The sequence below is a fragment of the Stenotrophomonas sp. 93052_Sma genome, from assembly GCF_056481145.1.
The window spans coordinates 1,579,873-1,596,849 of the sequence record NZ_CM151134.1; the positions used below are offsets into that span (position 1 = coordinate 1,579,873).

Consider the following 16,977-nt stretch of genomic DNA (forward strand, 5'->3'; position numbering starts at 1 on the left):
CGTTCGCCGGGCGACGGGTAACGTGTCGGCACGCCAAGGAGTTTTCCCATGCGCCGCCTGCCCTGGGTGGGCCTGCCCACCGACAGCACCGTGCTCGGCCATCACCGCTTCGCGGTGGCCGGCGAGAAGTACGTGCGCGCGCTGGCCGAGGCCGCCGAAGTGACCCCGGTGCTACTGCCGAGCCTGCAGCCGCCCTTGCCGGCTGGCCACTGGCTGCAGGGGCTCGATGGCCTGCTGTTGACCGGCGCGGTCAGCAACATCGAACCGCAGCACTACGAGGGCGGCCGCAGCTGGCCGGGCAATCCGCATGACCCGGCCCGTGATGCCAATGCGTTCGCGCTGCTGCGCGAGGCGCTGGCGTTGGACCTGCCGGTGCTGGCGATCTGTCGCGGCTTCCAGGAACTGAACGTCGCGCTGGGTGGCAGCCTGCATCCGCAGGTGCACGCGGTGCCTGGTCTGGCCGACCATCGCGAAGACCCGCAGGCGCCGGTGGAGGTGCAGTACGGGCCGGCCCACACGGTCACCCTGGCCGCTGATGGCTGGTTGGCGCGGTGGAGCGGCAGTGGCCGGACGCAGGTCAATTCGGTACACGGGCAGGGTATCGCTCGTCTGGCGCAGGGGCTGCAGGTCGAAGCCGTGGCCGATGATGGCCTGGTCGAGGCGGCACGCAGCCTGCACCATGATTTCGTGCTCGGCGTACAGTGGCACCCGGAGTGGCGTGTCATGGATTCGCCGTTCTATCACGCTATTTTCCGTGCGTTCGGCCAAGCTTGCCGGCAGCACCAACAGAACCGACTGGATTCCCGATGAGTTCCCGAACGCGCCCGCGCAAGACGGCTACGCCCCCCGCACCGCAGGAAAGCAGTCTGCTGCGTTGGCTGAAGGAGCGGCGCATCACCGAGGTCGAGTGCCTGGTGCCGGACATCACCGGCAACGCGCGCGGCAAGATCATTCCGGCTGACAAGTTCTCGCACGACTACGGCACGCGGCTGCCCGAAGGCATCTTCGCCACCACCGTCACCGGCGAGTTCCCTGACGATTACTACGACCTGACCTCGCCGTCGGACTCGGACATGATGCTGCGCCCCGATCCGGACACGGTGCGCATGGTGCCGTGGGCGGCCGATGCCACCGCGCAGATCATCCACGATTGCTACACCAAGAGCGGTGAGCCGCACGAGCTGGCACCGCGCAACGTGCTGCGCCGCGTGCTGGCGGCCTACGCCGAGCTGGGCCTGCGCCCGGTGGTGGCGCCGGAGCTGGAGTTCTTCCTGGTGCAGAAGAACACCGACCCGGACTTCCCGCTGCTGCCACCGGCCGGCCGCTCCGGGCGTCCGGAAACCGCGCGGCAGTCGTACTCGATCGATGCGGTCAACGAATTCGACCCGATTCTCGACCTGATGTACGACTACGCCGATGCGATGAAGCTGGACGTGGACACGCTGATCCACGAATCCGGCGCGGCACAGCTGGAGGTCAACTTCACCCACGCCGATGCGATGGACCTGGCCGACCAGGTATTCCTGTTCAAGCGCACCATGCGCGAAGCGGCGATGCGCCACGGGGTGTATGCCACGTTCCTGGCCAAGCCGATGGAAAACGAGCCGGGCAGCGCCATGCACATCCACCAGAGCCTGGTGCGGGTGAGCGATGGCAGCAACGTGTTCGCCGGCGAGACCCATGCCGAGGGCGAGTTCAGCCCGGTGTTCGGCCACTACCTGGGCGGCCTGCAGAAGTACGTGCCGCAGGCGATGGCCTTCTTTGCGCCGAACGTGAATTCCTATCGCCGGCTGGTGTTCGGCGAGGTCTCGCCGAGCAACGTGCACTGGGGCTATGACAACCGCACCTGCGGGCTGCGTGTGCCGCTGGACACGCCGGAGAACATGCGCGTGGAAAGCCGTTTCGCCGGGTCTGACGCCAATCCCTATCTGGCGATGGCGGCGACCCTGGCCTGCGGCCTGCTCGGCATCCGCGAGCGGCTGGCACCGGATGCGCCGGTGACCGGCAGCGCCAAGGAACTGGGCTACAACCTGCCGCGCTCGCTGGGCGAAGCGCTGGACGGGCTGGAGCAGTGCAGCGAGCTGCAGGCGCTGCTGGGCGAGCGCTTCTGCCGCGCCTACATCTCGGTCAAGCGCAAGGAGTATGAGACCTTCTTCCGCGTCATCAGCTCGTGGGAGCGCGAGTTCCTGCTGCTGAACGTCTGAGCATCTGGAATAGAAAAATCCGCCGCCGGGGGGTAGGCTGGCACCCGTCGCCGGCCCCGCCGGCCCCCCTTTCCGCATTCTGGAGCACCCGATGAAGCTGCGTATCCTCACGCTCGGCCTGGCCTCCGCCATGCTCGCCGCCTGCAGCGGTGGCAACGGCGGCGCGCAGGACAGCCAGGTCCTGAACGTCTACAACTACAGCGATTACATCGCCGAGGACACCATCCCGACCTTCGAGAAGGAGAGCGGCATCAAGGTGACCTACGATGTGTTCGACAGTGATGAGATGGTCGAGACCAAGCTGCTGGCAGGCAACAGCGGCTACGACGTGGTGGTGCCGACCCTGAACTTCTTCGGTCGCCAGATCCAGGCCGGCGTGTTCCTGCCGCTGGACAAGAGCAAGATCCCGAACCTGGCCAACCTCGATCCGGCGGTGATGAAGCGCATCGCCACCCAGGACCCGGGCAACCAGTACGGCGTGCCGTACATGATCGGCACCACCGGCATCGGCTACAACGTGGAGATGCTGAAGCAGCGCTTCGGCGGCAGCACCGACATCGCCAACAGCTGGGACCTGGTGTTCAAGCCGGAGAACATCAGCAAGATGAAGGACTGCGGCGTGACCATCCTGGACACGCCGGCGGACATGATCCCGATCGCGCTGCATTACCTGGGCCTGGACCCGCACAGCGGCGACCCGGCCGAGCTGCAGAAGGCGGCCGACCTGCTGAAGTCGATCCGCCCGTACGTGCAGAACTTCCACTCCTCGCAGTACGTGGGTTCGCTGGCCAACGGCGGTACCTGCCTGGTGGTGGGCTGGTCGGGTGACATCATCCAGGCCCGCGACCGCGCCGAGGAAGCCAGCAATGGCGTGCACGTGGCCTACTCGATCCCGAAGGAAGGCGCCCCGCAGTGGTTCGACATGCTGGCGATCCCGAAGGATGCCAAGCATCCGGAAGCCGCGTACGCGTTCATCAACTACCTGCTGCAGCCGAAGGTTGCCGCGGCCAACACCAACTTCATCCACTACGCCAACCCGGTGCCGACCGCGACCCCGCTGGTGGATGAGGCGATCCGTACCGACCCGACCATCTACCCGCCGGCCGACGTGGCCGACAAGATGTTCACCTATTCGATCAACACGCCGGAAACCGACAAGCTCTACACCCGGCTGTGGACCGAGGTGAAGACCGGCCGTTAAGCCGGTCTGGCGCCGCCGGGCCATGCCCGGCGGATTGCTTCATCCTTGGCCGGGCGCGGTACCGCCGCCCTGGTCAAGGTGCCGCAGGATCGCCGGCAACAGGTCACGTGCATCGCGACCGCCGTTGCACAGGAACGACGAACTCATCCGCTGCAGGTTGTGCATGCCGATGAAGAACAGCCCCGGCCGCGGAGAAACACCGAACTCGCCGAGGGGGTAGCCATGTGCGTCCAGCACGCCCTGCACGTCGAGCCAGGGCCATTCGGCGACGAAGCCGGTGGCCAGCACCACCGAGCGGATGCCTGCGGCCTGCAGATCCAGTTCACGCGGGGCGGCGTCCGGCTCCCAGTGCAGATAGACCTCTTCGGGAATGTAGCGGGCATCGTCGGTGCGCGGTTCGTGCCGCGTGGCGTAGTACGCGCTGGCCAGCGAATCGAGATAGGCATATTCGGTCCGTGTCGCCTCGATCGCGGTGCGCAGCTGCGGGCGGACATCGGCAAAGCGGGCGGTGTTTCCACTGAATTCCTGCAACCGGCCCAGCAGCCTGATGCCTGCGCGGTGCATCGCCAGCAGGCTGATCGAGCTGCCCAGGCCGGCACGTCCCTTGCCGGAAATCAGCGGGAACTCGGCGGTGCGGGCCTTGCGCAGCGCATCCGCTTCTCCCGCCAGGACGGCGGCCGCTTCACTCACGTGCTGGTGGATGCGCCCGGCCATGTCCCACCAGGTCATCGAGTCCTTGCCGCGCAGCCGGCGGGTATGCGAATGCCGCTGGGCCAGTGACCAGTGCACGCTGCGACCGCTGTCGCGCAGGTCCTGGGCGATCTGCGCGCCGGACTGGCCACCGCCGATGACCAGCACGCCGCCGTCGGGCAGCTGGCGGGGGCTGCGGTAGTCGCCGGAGTGCAGCACCGTCAGACCCGGTGCGGGCGCGAAGGGGACCCGGGGCATCCGCGCGCCGGTATTCGCCGGTAGCGACCACAACCGCCCCAGCCCGGATCAATCCGTGGCTGGTTTCGATGGCATAGCCGCCCGATTCGGGCGTGACCCGCTGAACCGCACAACCTTCGCTGATCGGCAACGAACGTTCGTCGGCATAGTCGCGCAGCCGCCGGATCACCTCGGGGGCCCCCATGAAACCTTCCGGGTCGTCGCCCGCATAGGCATGGTCGTGCAGGGCCATCGTCGCGTTGGCGGTGTTGGTCTGGAACGAATCCCAGCGCCGCTGCCAGCTGGCGCCCACGGTTTCGGCCTCCAGCACGCGATGCTCGACGCCGGCTTCCTGCAGGAGCGCGCTGAGGGACAGCCCGGCCTGGCCGGCGCCGATGATGACCAGCGGCAGCGTTGCAGGCAGGGAGCCCGGCAGGCGGGGCGGGAAAGGGGAGGGGCGGTCCGGGGAAGTCACCAGGGTGGGTCCATGCAAGGGCTTGATCCGGGCCATTGCGCGGGGAATGCCCCGGGCCATCAACAGATCCGGTTCTGAAAAACGTTGCAGATCGAGGCGTCGCCTGTGGTGTCTGGCCGGGACGACCGCAGGGTCGTCCAGGGGAGCCCGGGCCTTTGCGCGGACAGGCCACCATGGCGGGGGAAAACCGACACTCCCAGGGCCCCCGGGGCTGGCCAGCGGCCGCTTCCGCCTGCCGCCGTCATATCCCCTGGGCCCCCCGGCCGTTAGAATGGCGGCCGCTGTCCACCGCCCGCTCCCGGAGCCCCCATGCCCGTTGAAGCCCAGCCGGTAGCCACCGTCGTCGACACGACCGGTGCGCCCGGCTATCTCTCCATTCGTGACCTGCGCAAGGAATTCGACGGTTTCGTCGCCGTTGACGACGTCAATCTGGACGTGCGCAAGGGCGAGATCTTTGCCCTGCTCGGTGGCTCCGGCAGTGGCAAATCGACCCTGCTGCGCTGCCTGGGTGGCTTCGAGACGCCCACCAAGGGCAGCATCACCCTCGACGGCCAGCGCCTGGACGCGCTGCCGCCGTATCAGCGGCCGGTTAACATGATGTTCCAGTCCTATGCCCTGTTCCCGCACATGACGGTCGAGCAGAACATTGCCTTCGGCCTGAAGCAGGATGGCCTGGGTAAGGACGCGATCAGCAAGCGCGTCGGCGAGATGCTCGACCTGGTGCAGATGGGCCACCTGGGCAAGCGCAAGCCGCATCAGCTGTCCGGCGGCCAACAGCAGCGCGTGGCGCTGGCGCGGTCGCTGGCCAAAGGGCCGAAGCTGCTGTTGCTGGACGAGCCGATGGGCGCGCTGGACAAGAAACTGCGCTCGCAGATGCAACTGGAACTGGTCAGCATCATCGAATCGTCGGGTGTGACCTGCGTGATGGTCACCCACGACCAGGAAGAAGCGATGACCATGGCCACCCGCATCGCGGTGATGGATGCCGGCTGGATCCAGCAGGTCGGCAAGCCGGACGAGGTCTACGAACAGCCGGCCAACCGCTTCGTCGCCGAGTTCATCGGTTCGGTCAACCTGTTCGACGGGGTGATCGACGAGGACCTGCCGGAGTACGTGACCGTGCGCTCGCCGCTGTTCCCTGCGCCGATCTACATCGCCCATGGCATCACCGGCTATGAAGGGCAGCCGGTCGCGTTCGCGCTGCGCCCGGAGAAGGTGATGATCGGCAAGGACGAGCCGGAAGGGCACACCAACAAGGCGCAGGGCGTGATCGAGGACATTGCCTACTTCGGCAGCCACTCGGTCTACCACGTGCGCCTGCCCAGCGGTGCCAAGGTGCTGGCCAACTTCGCCAACTCGCAGCGCTGGGCCAGCGATGGCCTGACCTGGGGTGACAGCGTGTGGGTGCACTGGCGCGACAACGACGGCGTGGTGCTGACCTCATGAGCGTCGCCGGCCTGAAGCGCTGGCTGCCGGGGCTGCGTGCCACGGTGATCGGCATTCCGTACCTGTGGCTGCTGCTGTTCTTCGCAGTGCCGTTCCTGATCGTGCTGATGATCAGCTTCTCGCTCAGCCGGGTCGGCTCGCCGCCGTACACCTGGCTGCTGCAGTACGCCGATGGCGGCTTCTCGCTGAAGCTGAACCTGGAGAACTACCTGGCGCTGTTCCGCGATTCGATCTATGCGCAGGCGTTCCTGAGCTCGATCAAGATCGCGGCGATCTCGACCTTCCTGACCCTGCTGATCGGCTACCCGATGGCCTACGCCATCGCGCGCCTGTCGCCGGCTGCGCGCAACGTGGCGATGATGCTGGTGGTGCTGCCTTCGTGGACCTCGTTCCTGATCCGCGTGTATGCATGGAAGGCGATCCTGGACCGCAACGGCCTGCTCGACCAGTTCCTGCAGTTCACCGGTCTGCAGACGCTGATGACGTCGATGGGCCTGCCGAAACTGCAGCTGATCGACACCCCGACCGCCGCCTATATCGGCATCGTCTACTGCTATCTGCCGTTCATGGTGCTGCCGCTGTACGCCAACCTGGTCAAGCATGACCACCGCCTGCTGGAAGCTGCCTACGACCTCGGTGCCAAGCCGTGGCAGGCGTTCCTGCGCATCACCCTGCCGCTGTCCAAGGCCGGCATCATCGCCGGCTGCATGCTGGTGATGATTCCGGCGATCGGCGAATTCGTGATTCCGGAAATGCTGGGTGGCTCGGAGACGCTGATGGTCGGCCGCCAGCTGTGGAACGAGTTCTTCAACAACCGCAACTGGCCGGGCGCCTCGGCGATGGCGGTGGCGATGATCCTGTTGCTGCTGGTGCCGATCCTGCTGTTCAACCGTTCCCAGCAGCGCCTGCTGGAAGGGAAGCAGGCATGAGCCCGCGTAGCGCAAAGGGCCTCGGGCTGGGCGTGCTGCTGCTCGGCTTCGCCTTCCTGTACCTGCCGATCCTGTTGTTGATGTTCTATTCGTTCAACAGCTCGCGGCTGGCGATGGTCTGGGCCGGGTTCTCCACCCGCGCCTACAGCGACCTGTTCGCCGACCGCGCGCTGATGGATGCGATGTGGACCAGCCTGGTGGTGGCGTTCTGGACCGCCTGTACCGCCACCGTGCTGGGCACGCTGGCGGCGATGGTGATGACGCGCTTCAAGCGCTTCCGTGGCAAGCCGCTGTTCGGCGCACTGGTGACCGCGCCGCTGGTGATGCCGGACGTGATCCTCGGCTTCTCGCTGATGGCGCTGCTGGCCTCGATGGGTGCGATTCCCGGCTTCCCGGCGCGTGGCCTGACCACCATCTGGATCGCCCACGTCACCTTCACCCTGTGCTTCGTCACCGTGGTGGTGTCCTCGCGCCTGCAGGAAATGGACCTGTCGCTGGAAGAAGCCGCGATGGACCTGGGCGCGAGCCGGCTGACCGTGTTCGGGCGCATCACCCTGCCGATCATCGCGCCGGCGCTGGTGGCCGGTTGGCTGCTGGCGTTCACCCTGTCGCTGGATGACGTGGTGGTGGCCAGCTTCGTCGCCACGCCGGGCTCGACCACGCTGCCGATGAAGGTGTTCGCCTCGGTGCGCATGGGTATCAGCCCGAAGATCAATGCACTGGCCACGCTGCTGGTGTCGGCGGTATCGATCGCCGCGGTGATCGGCTGGTACATCAATGCCCGCGCCGAGAAGCGGCGCCAGCGCGACCTGCAGTTGGCACGTCAGGACAACGGCTGAGCACACGGTTTGTCGACAGCGTCGGCAACACCCGGCTCACGGACAGCGGCGCACAATGGGGGTCTTCCAGATGGAGATCCCCCATGACCGTCGAGATTGTCGACCCGGCCACCGGCCAGGTGACCTACCGCCATGAACTGATGGGTGCTGCCGACGTCGAGCAGCGCCTGCAGGCCGCAGCCGATGCCTTCCCTGGCTGGGCCGAGTGCTCGCTGCAGGAGCGGGGGGCGATCCTCAAGCAGATCGCTGGCCAACTGCGTGCGCGCCGCGATGATCTGCAGCAGGCGATGACCCACGAGATGGGCAAGCTCAAGGCAGAGGCGCTGGCCGAGGTCGACAAGTGCGCGGCGGCCTGCGAGTTCTACGCCGACCACGCAGCTGATTATCTCAAGCCGCAGCTGATCGACACCGAAGCCCAGCGCAGCTATGTGCGCTACGAGCCGATCGGCTGTGTGTTCGCGGTGATGCCGTGGAATTTCCCGATCTGGCAGGTGTTCCGTTTCCTCGCCCCGGCGTTCATGGCAGGCAACGTGGCCCTGCTCAAACACGCCAGCAACGTGCCGCAGTGCGCCGACCTGATCCTGGCGGTATGCCGTGACGGTGGCCTGCCTGACGGCGTGTTCGATGTACTGCACATCGACAACGACCAGGCGGCTGAGGTGCTGCGCGACGCACGGGTGAAGGCGGTGACGCTGACCGGCAGCGAGCGGGCAGGGCGCTCGATCGCATCCAACGCGGGCAGCCAGCTGAAGAAGTCGGTGATGGAGCTGGGGGGCAGCGATGCCTTCGTGGTGCTCGACGATGCCGACCTCGACAAGACCGTGGCGGCGGCGGTGAAGTCGCGCTTCGACAACAGCGGGCAGACCTGCATCGCGGCCAAGCGCTTCATCGTGGTCGAGGCGGTGGCCGATGAGTTCACCCGGCGCTTCGTGGAAGCCGCGGGCGAGCGCCAGTACGGTGATCCGGACGAGCGCGGTACCACGCTGGCGCCGATGGCCCGTGCCGATCTGCGTGACGAACTGCACAAGCAGGTGCAGGCCAGCGTGGCCAAGGGTGCGCGGGTACTGCTGGGTGGTGAGCCGATTGCGGGTACACATGCCGGCTATCCGGCCACCGTGCTCGATCAGGTCGGCCCGGGCATGCCGGCCTACGACGAGGAGCTGTTCGGGCCGGTGGCTGCGGTGATCCGTGTCGCTGACGAGGCCGAGGCACTGCGCGTGGCCAACGACACCCGCTTCGGCCTGGGCGGCAGCGTGTGGACGCGCGATCCAGTGCGCGGCGAACGTTTCGCCCAGCGCATGGAGTGCGGTGCCGCGTTCGTCAACGCCATCGTCAAGAGCGACGCGCGATTGCCGTTCGGCGGCAGCAAACAGTCCGGTTTCGGCCGGGAGCTGGCCGACCACGGCATCCATGAGTTCATGAACATCAAGACCGTCTACGTGGCTTGATGCCGAACGGTAGTGCCGGCCGCTGGCCGGCATTGCCCGGTTGCCGGCCAGCGGCCGGCACTACCAGAAGCGGGTCATGCGCCACGACCAACGGTCGTGGCCTACCTGTCCGGTGGGTATCGACCGTTGGTCGATACGCCCTACAACCACTTCGCGCGCTTGAACAACCGGTACAGCCCCACGCAAACACCGCCCACGCCAACGATCATCAGCGGGTACGACCAGGGTTCGCTCAGCTCCGGCATGTGACTGAAGTTCATGCCGTACCAGCTGGTGATCAGCGTCGGCGCGGCGAGCAGCGCAGCCCATGCGCCCAGGCGCTTGACCGTCTCGCCCTGCGCCAGCGTCACCAGCGACAGGTTCACGCTCAGCGCGGTGCCCAGCATCTCGCGCAGCGTGTCGATCACATCGCTGATGCGTACCGCGTGGTCGTGCACGTCGCGGATGTACAGCTTCACTTCGTCGGGGATCAGCTCGCCCTGGTAGCGGCGCAGCTGCGCCAGCACGTCCTGCAGCGGCGCCACCGCCATCCGCATCTTGTTCAGCTCGCGCTTGAGCTCGTACAGCCGCACCACCGTGCTGCGCTTGTAGGTGTCGGCGAAGATGTCCTTCTCCAGCAGCTCCAGGGTGTCGCGGAAGCGGTGCACGATGGGCAGGTAGTTGTCGACCACGAAGTCGGTCACCGCGTACAGGCAGTACGACGGGCCCATCTTCAGCAGCTGCGGCTCGCGTTCCACCCGCGCACGCACCGGGGCATAGGACAGCGACGCGCCATGGCGTACCGTCACCAGGAAGCGCGGGCCGAGGAAGGCATGGGTTTCGCCGTACTGGATGCGCTCGTCGACCATCTGCGCGGTGGTCACCACCACGAACATCGAATTGCCGTAGGTCTCGACCTTGGGCCGCTGGTGCGCGTTGCGCGCATCCTCGATGGCCAGGTCGTGCAGGCAGAACTCTTCCTGCAGTTTCAACAGCACATCTTCATTGGGGTCGTACAGGCCGACCCAGACGAAGCCGTTGCCACTGGCAATGACATCGCTGATGGCATCCAGGGTGATGTCGTGGCGTTTGCCCTCGTCATCGTAGTGGACGCAGTTGATGACGCAGGCGGGGTTGGCCGAGGCGGGCGCGGCAGCAGAGGCGGGCAATGACATGCCCGCCATCGTGCGTCAGGGCTGTGTTTTGGACAAGTGAGGAGTACGCCCCAGCACCCATGCCAGCGCGACGTGGACGGGCAGCAGCAGCACGATCCACTGCACGTTGTACTGTGCCTGCAGGCTCAGCCAGTGCAGTACCAGCGCGGCCACCGCCTGTACCGCCAGCAGCCACAGCACGACCCTGAACATGCGGCCCGGCACGCGACGACGCAGCAGGGCGATTGCACCCGGCAACAGCAGCACGGCCAGCGGCGAAAGCAACAGCAGGTTGCGATTGGCCCACGCGGCGTAGTGGATGCTGAAGCCCCACAGGAACACCAGCACGCCACCAAACAGGGCGCACAGCAGCCAGAACGGCAGGGCCAGCCCGGCCAGCAGGCGCGGGCGGTTGCGCAGCGCCAGCACGCCGCCGGCCACGATCAGCCCGAGCAGCAGCCACGGCCACCAGCGGCGCGCGAATTCCTTCGGCTCCGGATCGATACGATGCGGCAGCAGTTCCTGTTCGGACTGCACCAGCGGACGGCCATCGCTGTTGCGTGCCTGGCGCAGCGCATCGGCCAGGCGCATCGGCACGAAGGCTTCCTGCCAGCGCGACAGCGGCTGGTCGGCGAACGGCCCAAGGCCGACATCGAAGCCCAGCCACATCCACGGTGCCGGCGACGCCAGGCGGACCGATTCACTGCGGTAGGTGTTGCCGCGCGAGCGCCCCGACAGCTGCGACTGCAGGCCGCCACCCAATGCCTTGTCCACCGTGTCGCGCACCATCGTGGCGCAGTTGGCGGTGTAGTAATCGTAGTGGTAGCGCGCGTTTTCCGGCTTGGCCCGCTCGGCCAGGTCGGCGGCCAGCGCACGCGCCTGGTCCGGGCGCAGGTCCAGCCACTGCACGCTGGCGCCACGGCCGGTCTCGTCGTAGTAGGACAGGTCCTGCTGCAACGGCAGCGCCACCAGGTAATACATCATGTCGCCGCGTGCGAAGCGGCTGATGAAATCGTCCTCGGACGGATCGAAGTAGCCGAAGTTGTACGAGGTTGCCTCGCCGCTGACCGGATCGACCACGACGATGGCGTCGTGGCCGAAGCGTTCGAAGAACACGGTGCCCGGCTGCATGGTCACCACGCCGATGCGCGGGGCAGGGGCTTCAGCGTTGGTCGCGGGTACGGCAGGTCTGGCTGCCACCGGCTGCGCGAAGGCGGCCAGCGGCAGGGCCATGGCCAGCACGCACAGTGCCAGCCACACCATGAGGATCAGGCCGCGGCGCTTCAAGCGTCGTCCTGCGCGTCCGGCGGCAGCACGGTCACGTGGAAGGCCTGTACCCGGCGCGCATCGGCGCGGGCCACGCGGAACATGAAGCGATCCAGCGCCAGCTCGTCACCGACTTCCGGCAGATGGCCCACGGCCTCGGTGACCAGGCCGCCGATGGTGTCGTAGTCCTCGTCGGAGAACGTCGCGCCGAAGCGCTCGTTGAAGTCGCCGATCGGGGTCAGCGCGTCGACCACGTACTGGCCGTCGGACTGGATGGCGATCTGCGCCGAGGGATCTTCAGCCTCGTCATGCTCGTCGTCGATCTCGCCGACGATCTGTTCCAGCACGTCCTCGATGGTGACCAGGCCGGCGACACCGCCGTACTCGTCGACCACGATGGCCATGTGGTTGCGCGACAGGCGGAATTCCTTCAGCAGCACGTTGAGCTTCTTCGCTTCCGGGATCAGCACCGCCGGGCGCAGCAGCTCGCGCACGTTGGCCGGGCCGTTGTCGGCAACCACGCCGCGCAGCAGGTCCTTGGCCAGCAGGATGCCAAGGATGTCGTCCTTGTTCTCGCCGTGTACCGGGAAGCGCGAATGGCCGGATTCGACCACCTGCTTCATCAGTTCCAGGAAGGGCGCTTCAACCGGCAGCGAGACCATCTGCGAGCGCGAAATCATCACGTCGCCCACGGTCAGCTCGGCCACCGAAATGGCGCCTTCCATCATCTTCAGGGTATCGGCGGCGATCAGACCCTCTTCCTGCGCGGTGTGCAGGACAGCGACCAGCTCGTCGCGGGTATGGGGTTCGCCGGAGAAGGCGGAGGTCAGGCGTTCAAGCCAGCCGCGCTTCTTTTCACTGTGCTCCGCAGGGGAGCTACTACTGTCGTCTTCTGACATCTCTGGAAAAAAGGCACCCGGCAGGCCGGGCGTTGACCCAAGTCTAGCAGGATGTGACGGCCTGTCAGTGACTGCCGGTGCCCGGGGTTGGGGCGGCCGGGGCCGGCTCCTCCTCGGGCAGGTCCAGGCTGTAGGTGCAGCCGGCCAGGGTCTTGCCGGGGTGGGAGGCCACGGTGGAGACGCTGAGGATGATCGACTCGATCTGGGCCTCGCCGGTCTTCGGGTCGGTCACGTCGCGGCTGACCAGTTCGCGGCCGGCCATGAACTTGCCGTCCTGGTCGTAGCCGGTCTCCAATTCCAGCCGTTTGGCCAGCGGGCGTGGGTCGGCCTGGTCGAGCACCGCCATGATGCTGGCGCCGGCCACCGCCACCCGCTCGGTCTGTTGGCCGAAGACGGTGATCGGGCTGGCCAGCCGGAACTCGCTCATGAACTGGTTGCCCTGCGGCAGCGGTTGCAGGCCCTGGGCCACGGCCTTCAGCGGATCGGCCAGCAGCGGCGCCAGCGCGGCCTGCTCGGCCACGCCCTGGCGGCATTCGATCAGGGCCGGCAGGTCCAGGCGGGTGGCGAAGGCGGAGGGAGCGGCGAGGGCACAGAGCAGGGGCAGGCAGCAGCGCAGTGACACGGTCGGTTTCCGCAGGCGAAGGGCCGCCATCATAGCCCCGGCGAGCGCCTGAACAGCCCGGTGAGAAGGCGCAGGAAACCAGTCATCGCCCGCCGCACGACCATCAGTGAGAGGGTCAGCACGACCGCAAGCATGGCGACCTGCATCGATTGCCCCGCGATGCGCGCCACCGCCGGCCATAGGCCCGGGCTGGTCAGCCAGGGCATCAGTTCCGCTGCGGCGGTCCTGCCCACTTTCATGTAGATCACAGCCAGCACGAACAGCACCAGCAGCGAGGTACGGCTGGCGTGGAAGAACGGGAGTGCGTTCACGGAGCGGCCCAGGCGGCGGTGCACGATCATCCGCCACAGGAGCGGAAGGGTCAGTGCACCCACCAGCGTCAGCACCATCGACGTTTCAAGCAGACCGGGGAGATGGGCCGGTTCCAACCGTCCGCTGAGGTGCGGGCCGATCATGCCGATCGCCAGCCCGGCCAGCAGGCACACGGGCGAGAGCAGGGCCAGGCTGCGCAGCAGCCAGTGCCTGCCGCTGGGGTCGCGGGCGCCGACGCGGCGCACGGTATAGGCACCCAGCACCAGCAGCATGGCGAACAAGGTGGCGCCGATCACAAACATCATTGAGCCGTTTCCCGAGGTCATCCTTGTTCCTCTCGTGTTCCTGGCGACGGGCGGCGGCCCGCTCAGCGCTCGCCCGCGTATGGATCGTCGATGCCCAGCTCGGCCAGGATCTCCCGCTCCAGCTGCTCCATCGCCTCGGCTTCCTTGTCGTCCTCGTGGTCCCAGCCGAGCAGGTGCAGCACGCCGTGCACGGTCAGATGCGCGTAATGGGCATTGAGCGCCTTGCTCTGTTCGTCGGCCTCCCGTGCCACGACCGGAGCACAGATCACCAGGTCACCCAGCAGCGGGAATTTGACGCCCTTGGGCAGGCCTTCGGGCACTTCGGCCGGGAAGCTGAGCACGTTGGTGGCGTAGTCCTTGCCGCGGTAATGGCGGTTCAACGACTGTCCTTCCTTGGCATCGACCACGCGGATGGCCAGATCGGCCTCGCGGATGCGGCCCTTCAACGCGGCGGCCACCCACTTGCGGAAGCTCACTGCCGCCGGCAGGCCGGCGCGCGGCAGGGCATAGCTGACGGCGACGTCCAATCGCACGGGACCACGGGTCATGGAGTTGCTCCAGGTTGGATCTGATGCAGGTCGCGGCGGTCGTACGCGCTCACGATGCGCGCGACCAGCGGGTGGCGGACCACGTCACGGGATTCGAAGAAGGTGAAGCTGACGCCCTCGACCTCACGCAGCACGTCGATGGCGTCGCGCAGGCCGGACTTCACGTGCTTGGGCAGGTCGGTCTGGGTCAGGTCACCGGTGACCACCGCGGTGGAGCCGTAGCCGAGGCGGGTCAGGAACATCTTCATCTGCTCGATGGTGGTGTTCTGTGCTTCGTCCAGGATCACGAACGCATCGTTGAGCGTGCGGCCGCGCATGTAGGCCAGCGGCGCGATCTCGATGACGTTCTTCTCCAGCAGCTTGACCACCTTTTCCACGCCCATCATCTCGTACAGGGCGTCGTACAGCGGTCGCAGGTAGGGATCGACCTTCTGGCTCAGGTCGCCGGGCAGGAAGCCCAGCTTCTCGCCGGCCTCCACCGCCGGGCGCACCAGGATCAGGCGCTGCACCCGCGATTCATTCAGGGCCTCGACCGCGCTGGCCACGGCCAGGAAAGTCTTGCCGGTGCCGGCCGGGCCGATGCCGAAGTTGATGTCGTGGGTGGCGATCTGGTGCAGGTAACGGCCCTGGTTGGCGCCGCGGCCGCGCACCGTGCCGCGCTTGACCTTGATCGCAACCTCCTGCGCTTCGTAGGAGCGCTCGGCGATCTGCTCGACATTGGCCTGCGCCAGGCGCAGGTGGATGGCATGGTTGTCGAAGGTCGTTTCGCCGGCTTCGGCGTACAGCGCTTCAACCAGCTTCTGCGCCTCGACAATGGCTTCGTTGGGGCCGCTGATGCGGAACACGAAGCCACGATTTGCGATCTCCACGCCGAGCTTCAGCTCGATCTGGCGCAGGTGCCCGTCGAAGGGGCCGCACAGGTTGGCCAGTCGCTCGTTGTCTTCCGGCGACAGGGTGAAGTCTCGATGATCGATGCTTTTCATTGCTTGGGGTGGGGCGGACGCCTTCCACCGCAGTGTATTCAGGGAGGACAAGGGTAGCGCGCGTGCGGGGCACACGGCCAGCAGACGGTCGATACAGCGTTTTCCACACCCGGTGTGGACGGGGCACGCGGAAACCTGTGGATAGACCTTCGCACTGCTTGTGCCACAAGGCCCATGAGGTCCTGGTGAAAAAAGCGTCATGGTCGCCGGTCGCTACGGCAGCACTGCCACGGGGGGCCTGCGCGGGGGGCATTCATCGTGATGGCAGTGCAGGTTTCGTTGCCCGGCGAGCAACAGCGCCAGGTCGTGCCGGATTTCCACAACGGTTGTGGAATGATGCCGAATCAACCTGTGGATAGGTGGTGCGGAGCCTTGCAGCAAAAGGCTTGCCCACGCGTGGTGAAAAAACCGTCAGGGCTGATTGGAATCATTGAGGGTGCACGGGGCACATGGCACCGTGTCGCCGTCGCAGGAGGGGATGGCATGGGCATCGGCAACGGGATGCGTGGAATCGGACTGGCGGGCATCGGCCTGCTGGTGGGGTGTGGGCAGTCAACGCCGACTGCGCTGGGCACGCTGGAGTGGGACCGGATCACGGTGCCGGCACCGGCGGCCGAAGTGATCGCCACGGTGGAGGTGCGCGAGGGCCAGCAGGTCAAGGCCGGGGCCGTGCTGATGCAGCTGGACCCGGCGCGGGGAGACGCGCAGTTCGCCGCAGCGCAGGCTGATACGGCGCGTGCGCAGGCGCAGCTGGAAGAACTGCAGATCGGCCCACGCCAGGAGCAGATCGCTCAGGCCAAGGCACAACTGGCCGCGTTGCGCGCACAGGCTGCCGAAGCAAGTGCCTATTACCGACGGGTCCAGCCGTTGGCCCAGCAGCGCTTGATTGCCGCCGCTGAACTGGATCGAGCACGCGCCGCCGCCGGCAATGCCGAAGCCAGCGTGCGTGCTGCCGAGCAGGCCTGGCTGGAGCGGGTGCACGGCAGCCGTGTGCAGGATATCGCCCAGGGCCAGGCGGCCGCCGATGCCGCACGGGCACAGCAGGTGGTACAGAGCGTGAACCTGCAGAAGCTGCAGTTGCGTGCACCGCGCGACGGGGTAGTCGATGCATTGCCCTACCGGCAGGGTGACCAGGCACCGATCGGTGCGCCGCTGGCAGTGATGCTGGTCGGCGAGCGCCCCTATGCGCGCGTCTACCTGCCGCAACCGCTGCGTCTGCAGGTGAAGGTCGGCCAGGCCGCGCAGATACAGCTGGAAGGCGGCAACACCGTGCTGAAGGGGCATGTACGTGCGATCCGTAGCGAACCATCGTTCACGCCGTACTACGCACTGACCGGCGATGACGTCGAACGGCTGAGTTATCTGGCCGAGATCGAAGTGGATGTGGCCGCCGACATGCAGAAGCTTCCGGCCGGGCTGCCGGTGCAGGTGCGCTTCTGA

15 protein-coding genes and 1 pseudogene are annotated in these 16,977 nt (G+C 66.8%); 8 read left to right on the forward strand and 8 right to left on the reverse strand.

Annotated elements, in window-relative coordinates; all coding sequences use genetic code 11:
- The first annotated feature begins 48 nt into the window (after window positions 1–48).
- The 3 genes from ACZK2V_RS07365 to ACZK2V_RS07375 all read left to right on the forward strand — a co-directional run bounded on the left by ACZK2V_RS07365 (window position 49) and on the right by ACZK2V_RS07375 (window position 3,405).
- Window positions 49–810 (forward strand): gamma-glutamyl-gamma-aminobutyrate hydrolase family protein, encoded by a 762-nt coding sequence (locus tag ACZK2V_RS07365; RefSeq protein ID WP_329810191.1) that lies wholly within the window; start codon window positions 49–51, stop codon window positions 808–810.
- The gene (locus ACZK2V_RS07370) at window positions 807–2,204 is read left to right on the forward strand and encodes a glutamine synthetase family protein (RefSeq protein ID WP_032127878.1); all 1,398 of its coding nucleotides are present in this window, start codon (window positions 807–809) and stop codon (window positions 2,202–2,204) included. Before ACZK2V_RS07365 ends, ACZK2V_RS07370 begins: the two co-directional genes overlap by 4 nt.
- A gap of 91 nt (window positions 2,205–2,295) precedes the next feature.
- Window positions 2,296–3,405 carry a polyamine ABC transporter substrate-binding protein gene (locus tag ACZK2V_RS07375; RefSeq protein WP_032127877.1) on the forward strand — a complete coding sequence of 370 codons (1,110 nt, stop codon included), beginning with the start codon at window positions 2,296–2,298 and terminating at the stop codon, window positions 3,403–3,405.
- Window positions 3,406–3,444: 39 nt separating this feature from the next.
- On the opposite strand, the pseudogene ACZK2V_RS07380 reads toward ACZK2V_RS07375, so the two are convergent.
- Window positions 3,445–4,843, reverse strand: a pseudogene (locus ACZK2V_RS07380) (flavin-containing monooxygenase).
- 273 nt (window positions 4,844–5,116) lie between these two features.
- Here ACZK2V_RS07380 and ACZK2V_RS07385 point away from each other — a divergent pair.
- The 4 genes from ACZK2V_RS07385 to ACZK2V_RS07400 all read left to right on the forward strand — a co-directional run bounded on the left by ACZK2V_RS07385 (window position 5,117) and on the right by ACZK2V_RS07400 (window position 9,469).
- Window positions 5,117–6,253 carry an ABC transporter ATP-binding protein gene (locus ACZK2V_RS07385; RefSeq protein ID WP_094000136.1) on the forward strand — a complete coding sequence of 379 codons (1,137 nt, stop codon included), beginning with the start codon at window positions 5,117–5,119 and terminating at the stop codon, window positions 6,251–6,253.
- Window positions 6,250–7,182 carry an ABC transporter permease subunit gene (locus tag ACZK2V_RS07390; protein ID WP_049399899.1) on the forward strand — a complete coding sequence of 311 codons (933 nt, stop codon included), beginning with the start codon at window positions 6,250–6,252 and terminating at the stop codon, window positions 7,180–7,182. The genes ACZK2V_RS07385 and ACZK2V_RS07390 overlap by 4 nt, the downstream gene beginning before the upstream one ends.
- Window positions 7,179–8,021 (forward strand): ABC transporter permease subunit, encoded by an 843-nt coding sequence (locus ACZK2V_RS07395; RefSeq protein WP_008267688.1) that lies wholly within the window; start codon window positions 7,179–7,181, stop codon window positions 8,019–8,021. The genes ACZK2V_RS07390 and ACZK2V_RS07395 overlap by 4 nt, the downstream gene beginning before the upstream one ends.
- 83 nt (window positions 8,022–8,104) lie before the next feature.
- Entirely contained in the window at window positions 8,105–9,469 is a 1,365-nt protein-coding gene (locus ACZK2V_RS07400) for an NAD-dependent succinate-semialdehyde dehydrogenase (RefSeq protein ID WP_486323064.1), read from the forward strand.
- A 140-nt stretch (window positions 9,470–9,609) separates the two neighbouring features.
- On the opposite strand, the gene ACZK2V_RS07405 is transcribed toward ACZK2V_RS07400, so the two are convergent.
- The 7 genes from ACZK2V_RS07405 to ACZK2V_RS07435 form a co-directional block, all read right to left on the reverse strand.
- On the reverse strand, window positions 9,610–10,632 hold the full coding sequence (locus ACZK2V_RS07405; protein ID WP_180844490.1) for a magnesium and cobalt transport protein CorA: 1,023 nt from the start codon (window positions 10,630–10,632) through the stop codon (window positions 9,610–9,612).
- A 6-nt stretch (window positions 10,633–10,638) separates the two neighbouring features.
- Window positions 10,639–11,889, reverse strand: a complete 1,251-nt coding sequence (locus ACZK2V_RS07410; RefSeq protein WP_486323065.1) for a lipoprotein N-acyltransferase Lnb domain-containing protein — start codon at window positions 11,887–11,889, stop codon at window positions 10,639–10,641.
- Window positions 11,886–12,767, reverse strand: a complete 882-nt coding sequence (locus ACZK2V_RS07415) for a CorC family transporter (RefSeq protein ID WP_005408827.1) — start codon at window positions 12,765–12,767, stop codon at window positions 11,886–11,888. The genes ACZK2V_RS07410 and ACZK2V_RS07415 overlap by 4 nt, the downstream gene beginning before the upstream one ends.
- A gap of 64 nt (window positions 12,768–12,831) precedes the next feature.
- Window positions 12,832–13,419: a hypothetical protein gene (locus ACZK2V_RS07420; RefSeq protein WP_193391264.1), complete on the reverse strand. Its 588-nt coding sequence runs from the start codon at window positions 13,417–13,419 to the stop codon at window positions 12,832–12,834.
- Window positions 13,419–14,027: a hypothetical protein gene (locus ACZK2V_RS07425; protein WP_201118617.1), complete on the reverse strand. Its 609-nt coding sequence runs from the start codon at window positions 14,025–14,027 to the stop codon at window positions 13,419–13,421. The genes ACZK2V_RS07420 and ACZK2V_RS07425 overlap by 1 nt, the downstream gene beginning before the upstream one ends.
- Window positions 14,028–14,068: 41 nt before the next feature.
- Window positions 14,069–14,554, reverse strand: a complete 486-nt coding sequence (ybeY, locus tag ACZK2V_RS07430; protein WP_049399905.1) for an rRNA maturation RNase YbeY — start codon at window positions 14,552–14,554, stop codon at window positions 14,069–14,071.
- Window positions 14,551–15,537 (reverse strand): PhoH family protein, encoded by a 987-nt coding sequence (locus tag ACZK2V_RS07435; protein WP_019337148.1) that lies wholly within the window; start codon window positions 15,535–15,537, stop codon window positions 14,551–14,553. Before ACZK2V_RS07435 ends, ybeY begins: the two co-directional genes overlap by 4 nt.
- A 483-nt stretch (window positions 15,538–16,020) precedes the next feature.
- On the opposite strand from ACZK2V_RS07435, the gene ACZK2V_RS07440 reads away from it, so the two are divergent.
- Window positions 16,021–16,977, forward strand: a complete 957-nt coding sequence (locus ACZK2V_RS07440) for an HlyD family secretion protein (protein WP_486323066.1) — start codon at window positions 16,021–16,023, stop codon at window positions 16,975–16,977.

Bases quoted from the DNA above. Each gene is read 5' to 3' on its own strand.
- ACZK2V_RS07365 (WP_329810191.1), top strand. From the start codon at position 49: ATGCGCCGCCTGCCCTGGGTGGGCCTGCCCACCGACAGCACCGTGCTC.
- ACZK2V_RS07370 (WP_032127878.1), top strand. From the start codon at position 807: ATGAGTTCCCGAACGCGCCCGCGCAAGACGGCTACGCCCCCCGCACCG.
- ACZK2V_RS07375 (WP_032127877.1), top strand. From the start codon at position 2,296: ATGAAGCTGCGTATCCTCACGCTCGGCCTGGCCTCCGCCATGCTCGCC.
- ACZK2V_RS07385 (WP_094000136.1), top strand. From the start codon at position 5,117: ATGCCCGTTGAAGCCCAGCCGGTAGCCACCGTCGTCGACACGACCGGT.
- ACZK2V_RS07390 (WP_049399899.1), top strand. From the start codon at position 6,250: ATGAGCGTCGCCGGCCTGAAGCGCTGGCTGCCGGGGCTGCGTGCCACG.
- ACZK2V_RS07395 (WP_008267688.1), top strand. From the start codon at position 7,179: ATGAGCCCGCGTAGCGCAAAGGGCCTCGGGCTGGGCGTGCTGCTGCTC.
- ACZK2V_RS07400 (WP_486323064.1), top strand. From the start codon at position 8,105: ATGACCGTCGAGATTGTCGACCCGGCCACCGGCCAGGTGACCTACCGC.
- ACZK2V_RS07405 (WP_180844490.1), bottom strand. From the start codon at position 10,632: ATGGCGGGCATGTCATTGCCCGCCTCTGCTGCCGCGCCCGCCTCGGCC.
- ACZK2V_RS07415 (WP_005408827.1), bottom strand. From the start codon at position 12,767: ATGTCAGAAGACGACAGTAGTAGCTCCCCTGCGGAGCACAGTGAAAAG.
- ACZK2V_RS07420 (WP_193391264.1), bottom strand. From the start codon at position 13,419: ATGGCGGCCCTTCGCCTGCGGAAACCGACCGTGTCACTGCGCTGCTGC.
- ACZK2V_RS07425 (WP_201118617.1), bottom strand. From the start codon at position 14,027: ATGACCTCGGGAAACGGCTCAATGATGTTTGTGATCGGCGCCACCTTG.
- ybeY (WP_049399905.1), bottom strand. From the start codon at position 14,554: ATGACCCGTGGTCCCGTGCGATTGGACGTCGCCGTCAGCTATGCCCTG.
- ACZK2V_RS07435 (WP_019337148.1), bottom strand. From the start codon at position 15,537: ATGAAAAGCATCGATCATCGAGACTTCACCCTGTCGCCGGAAGACAAC.
- ACZK2V_RS07440 (WP_486323066.1), top strand. From the start codon at position 16,021: ATGGGCATCGGCAACGGGATGCGTGGAATCGGACTGGCGGGCATCGGC.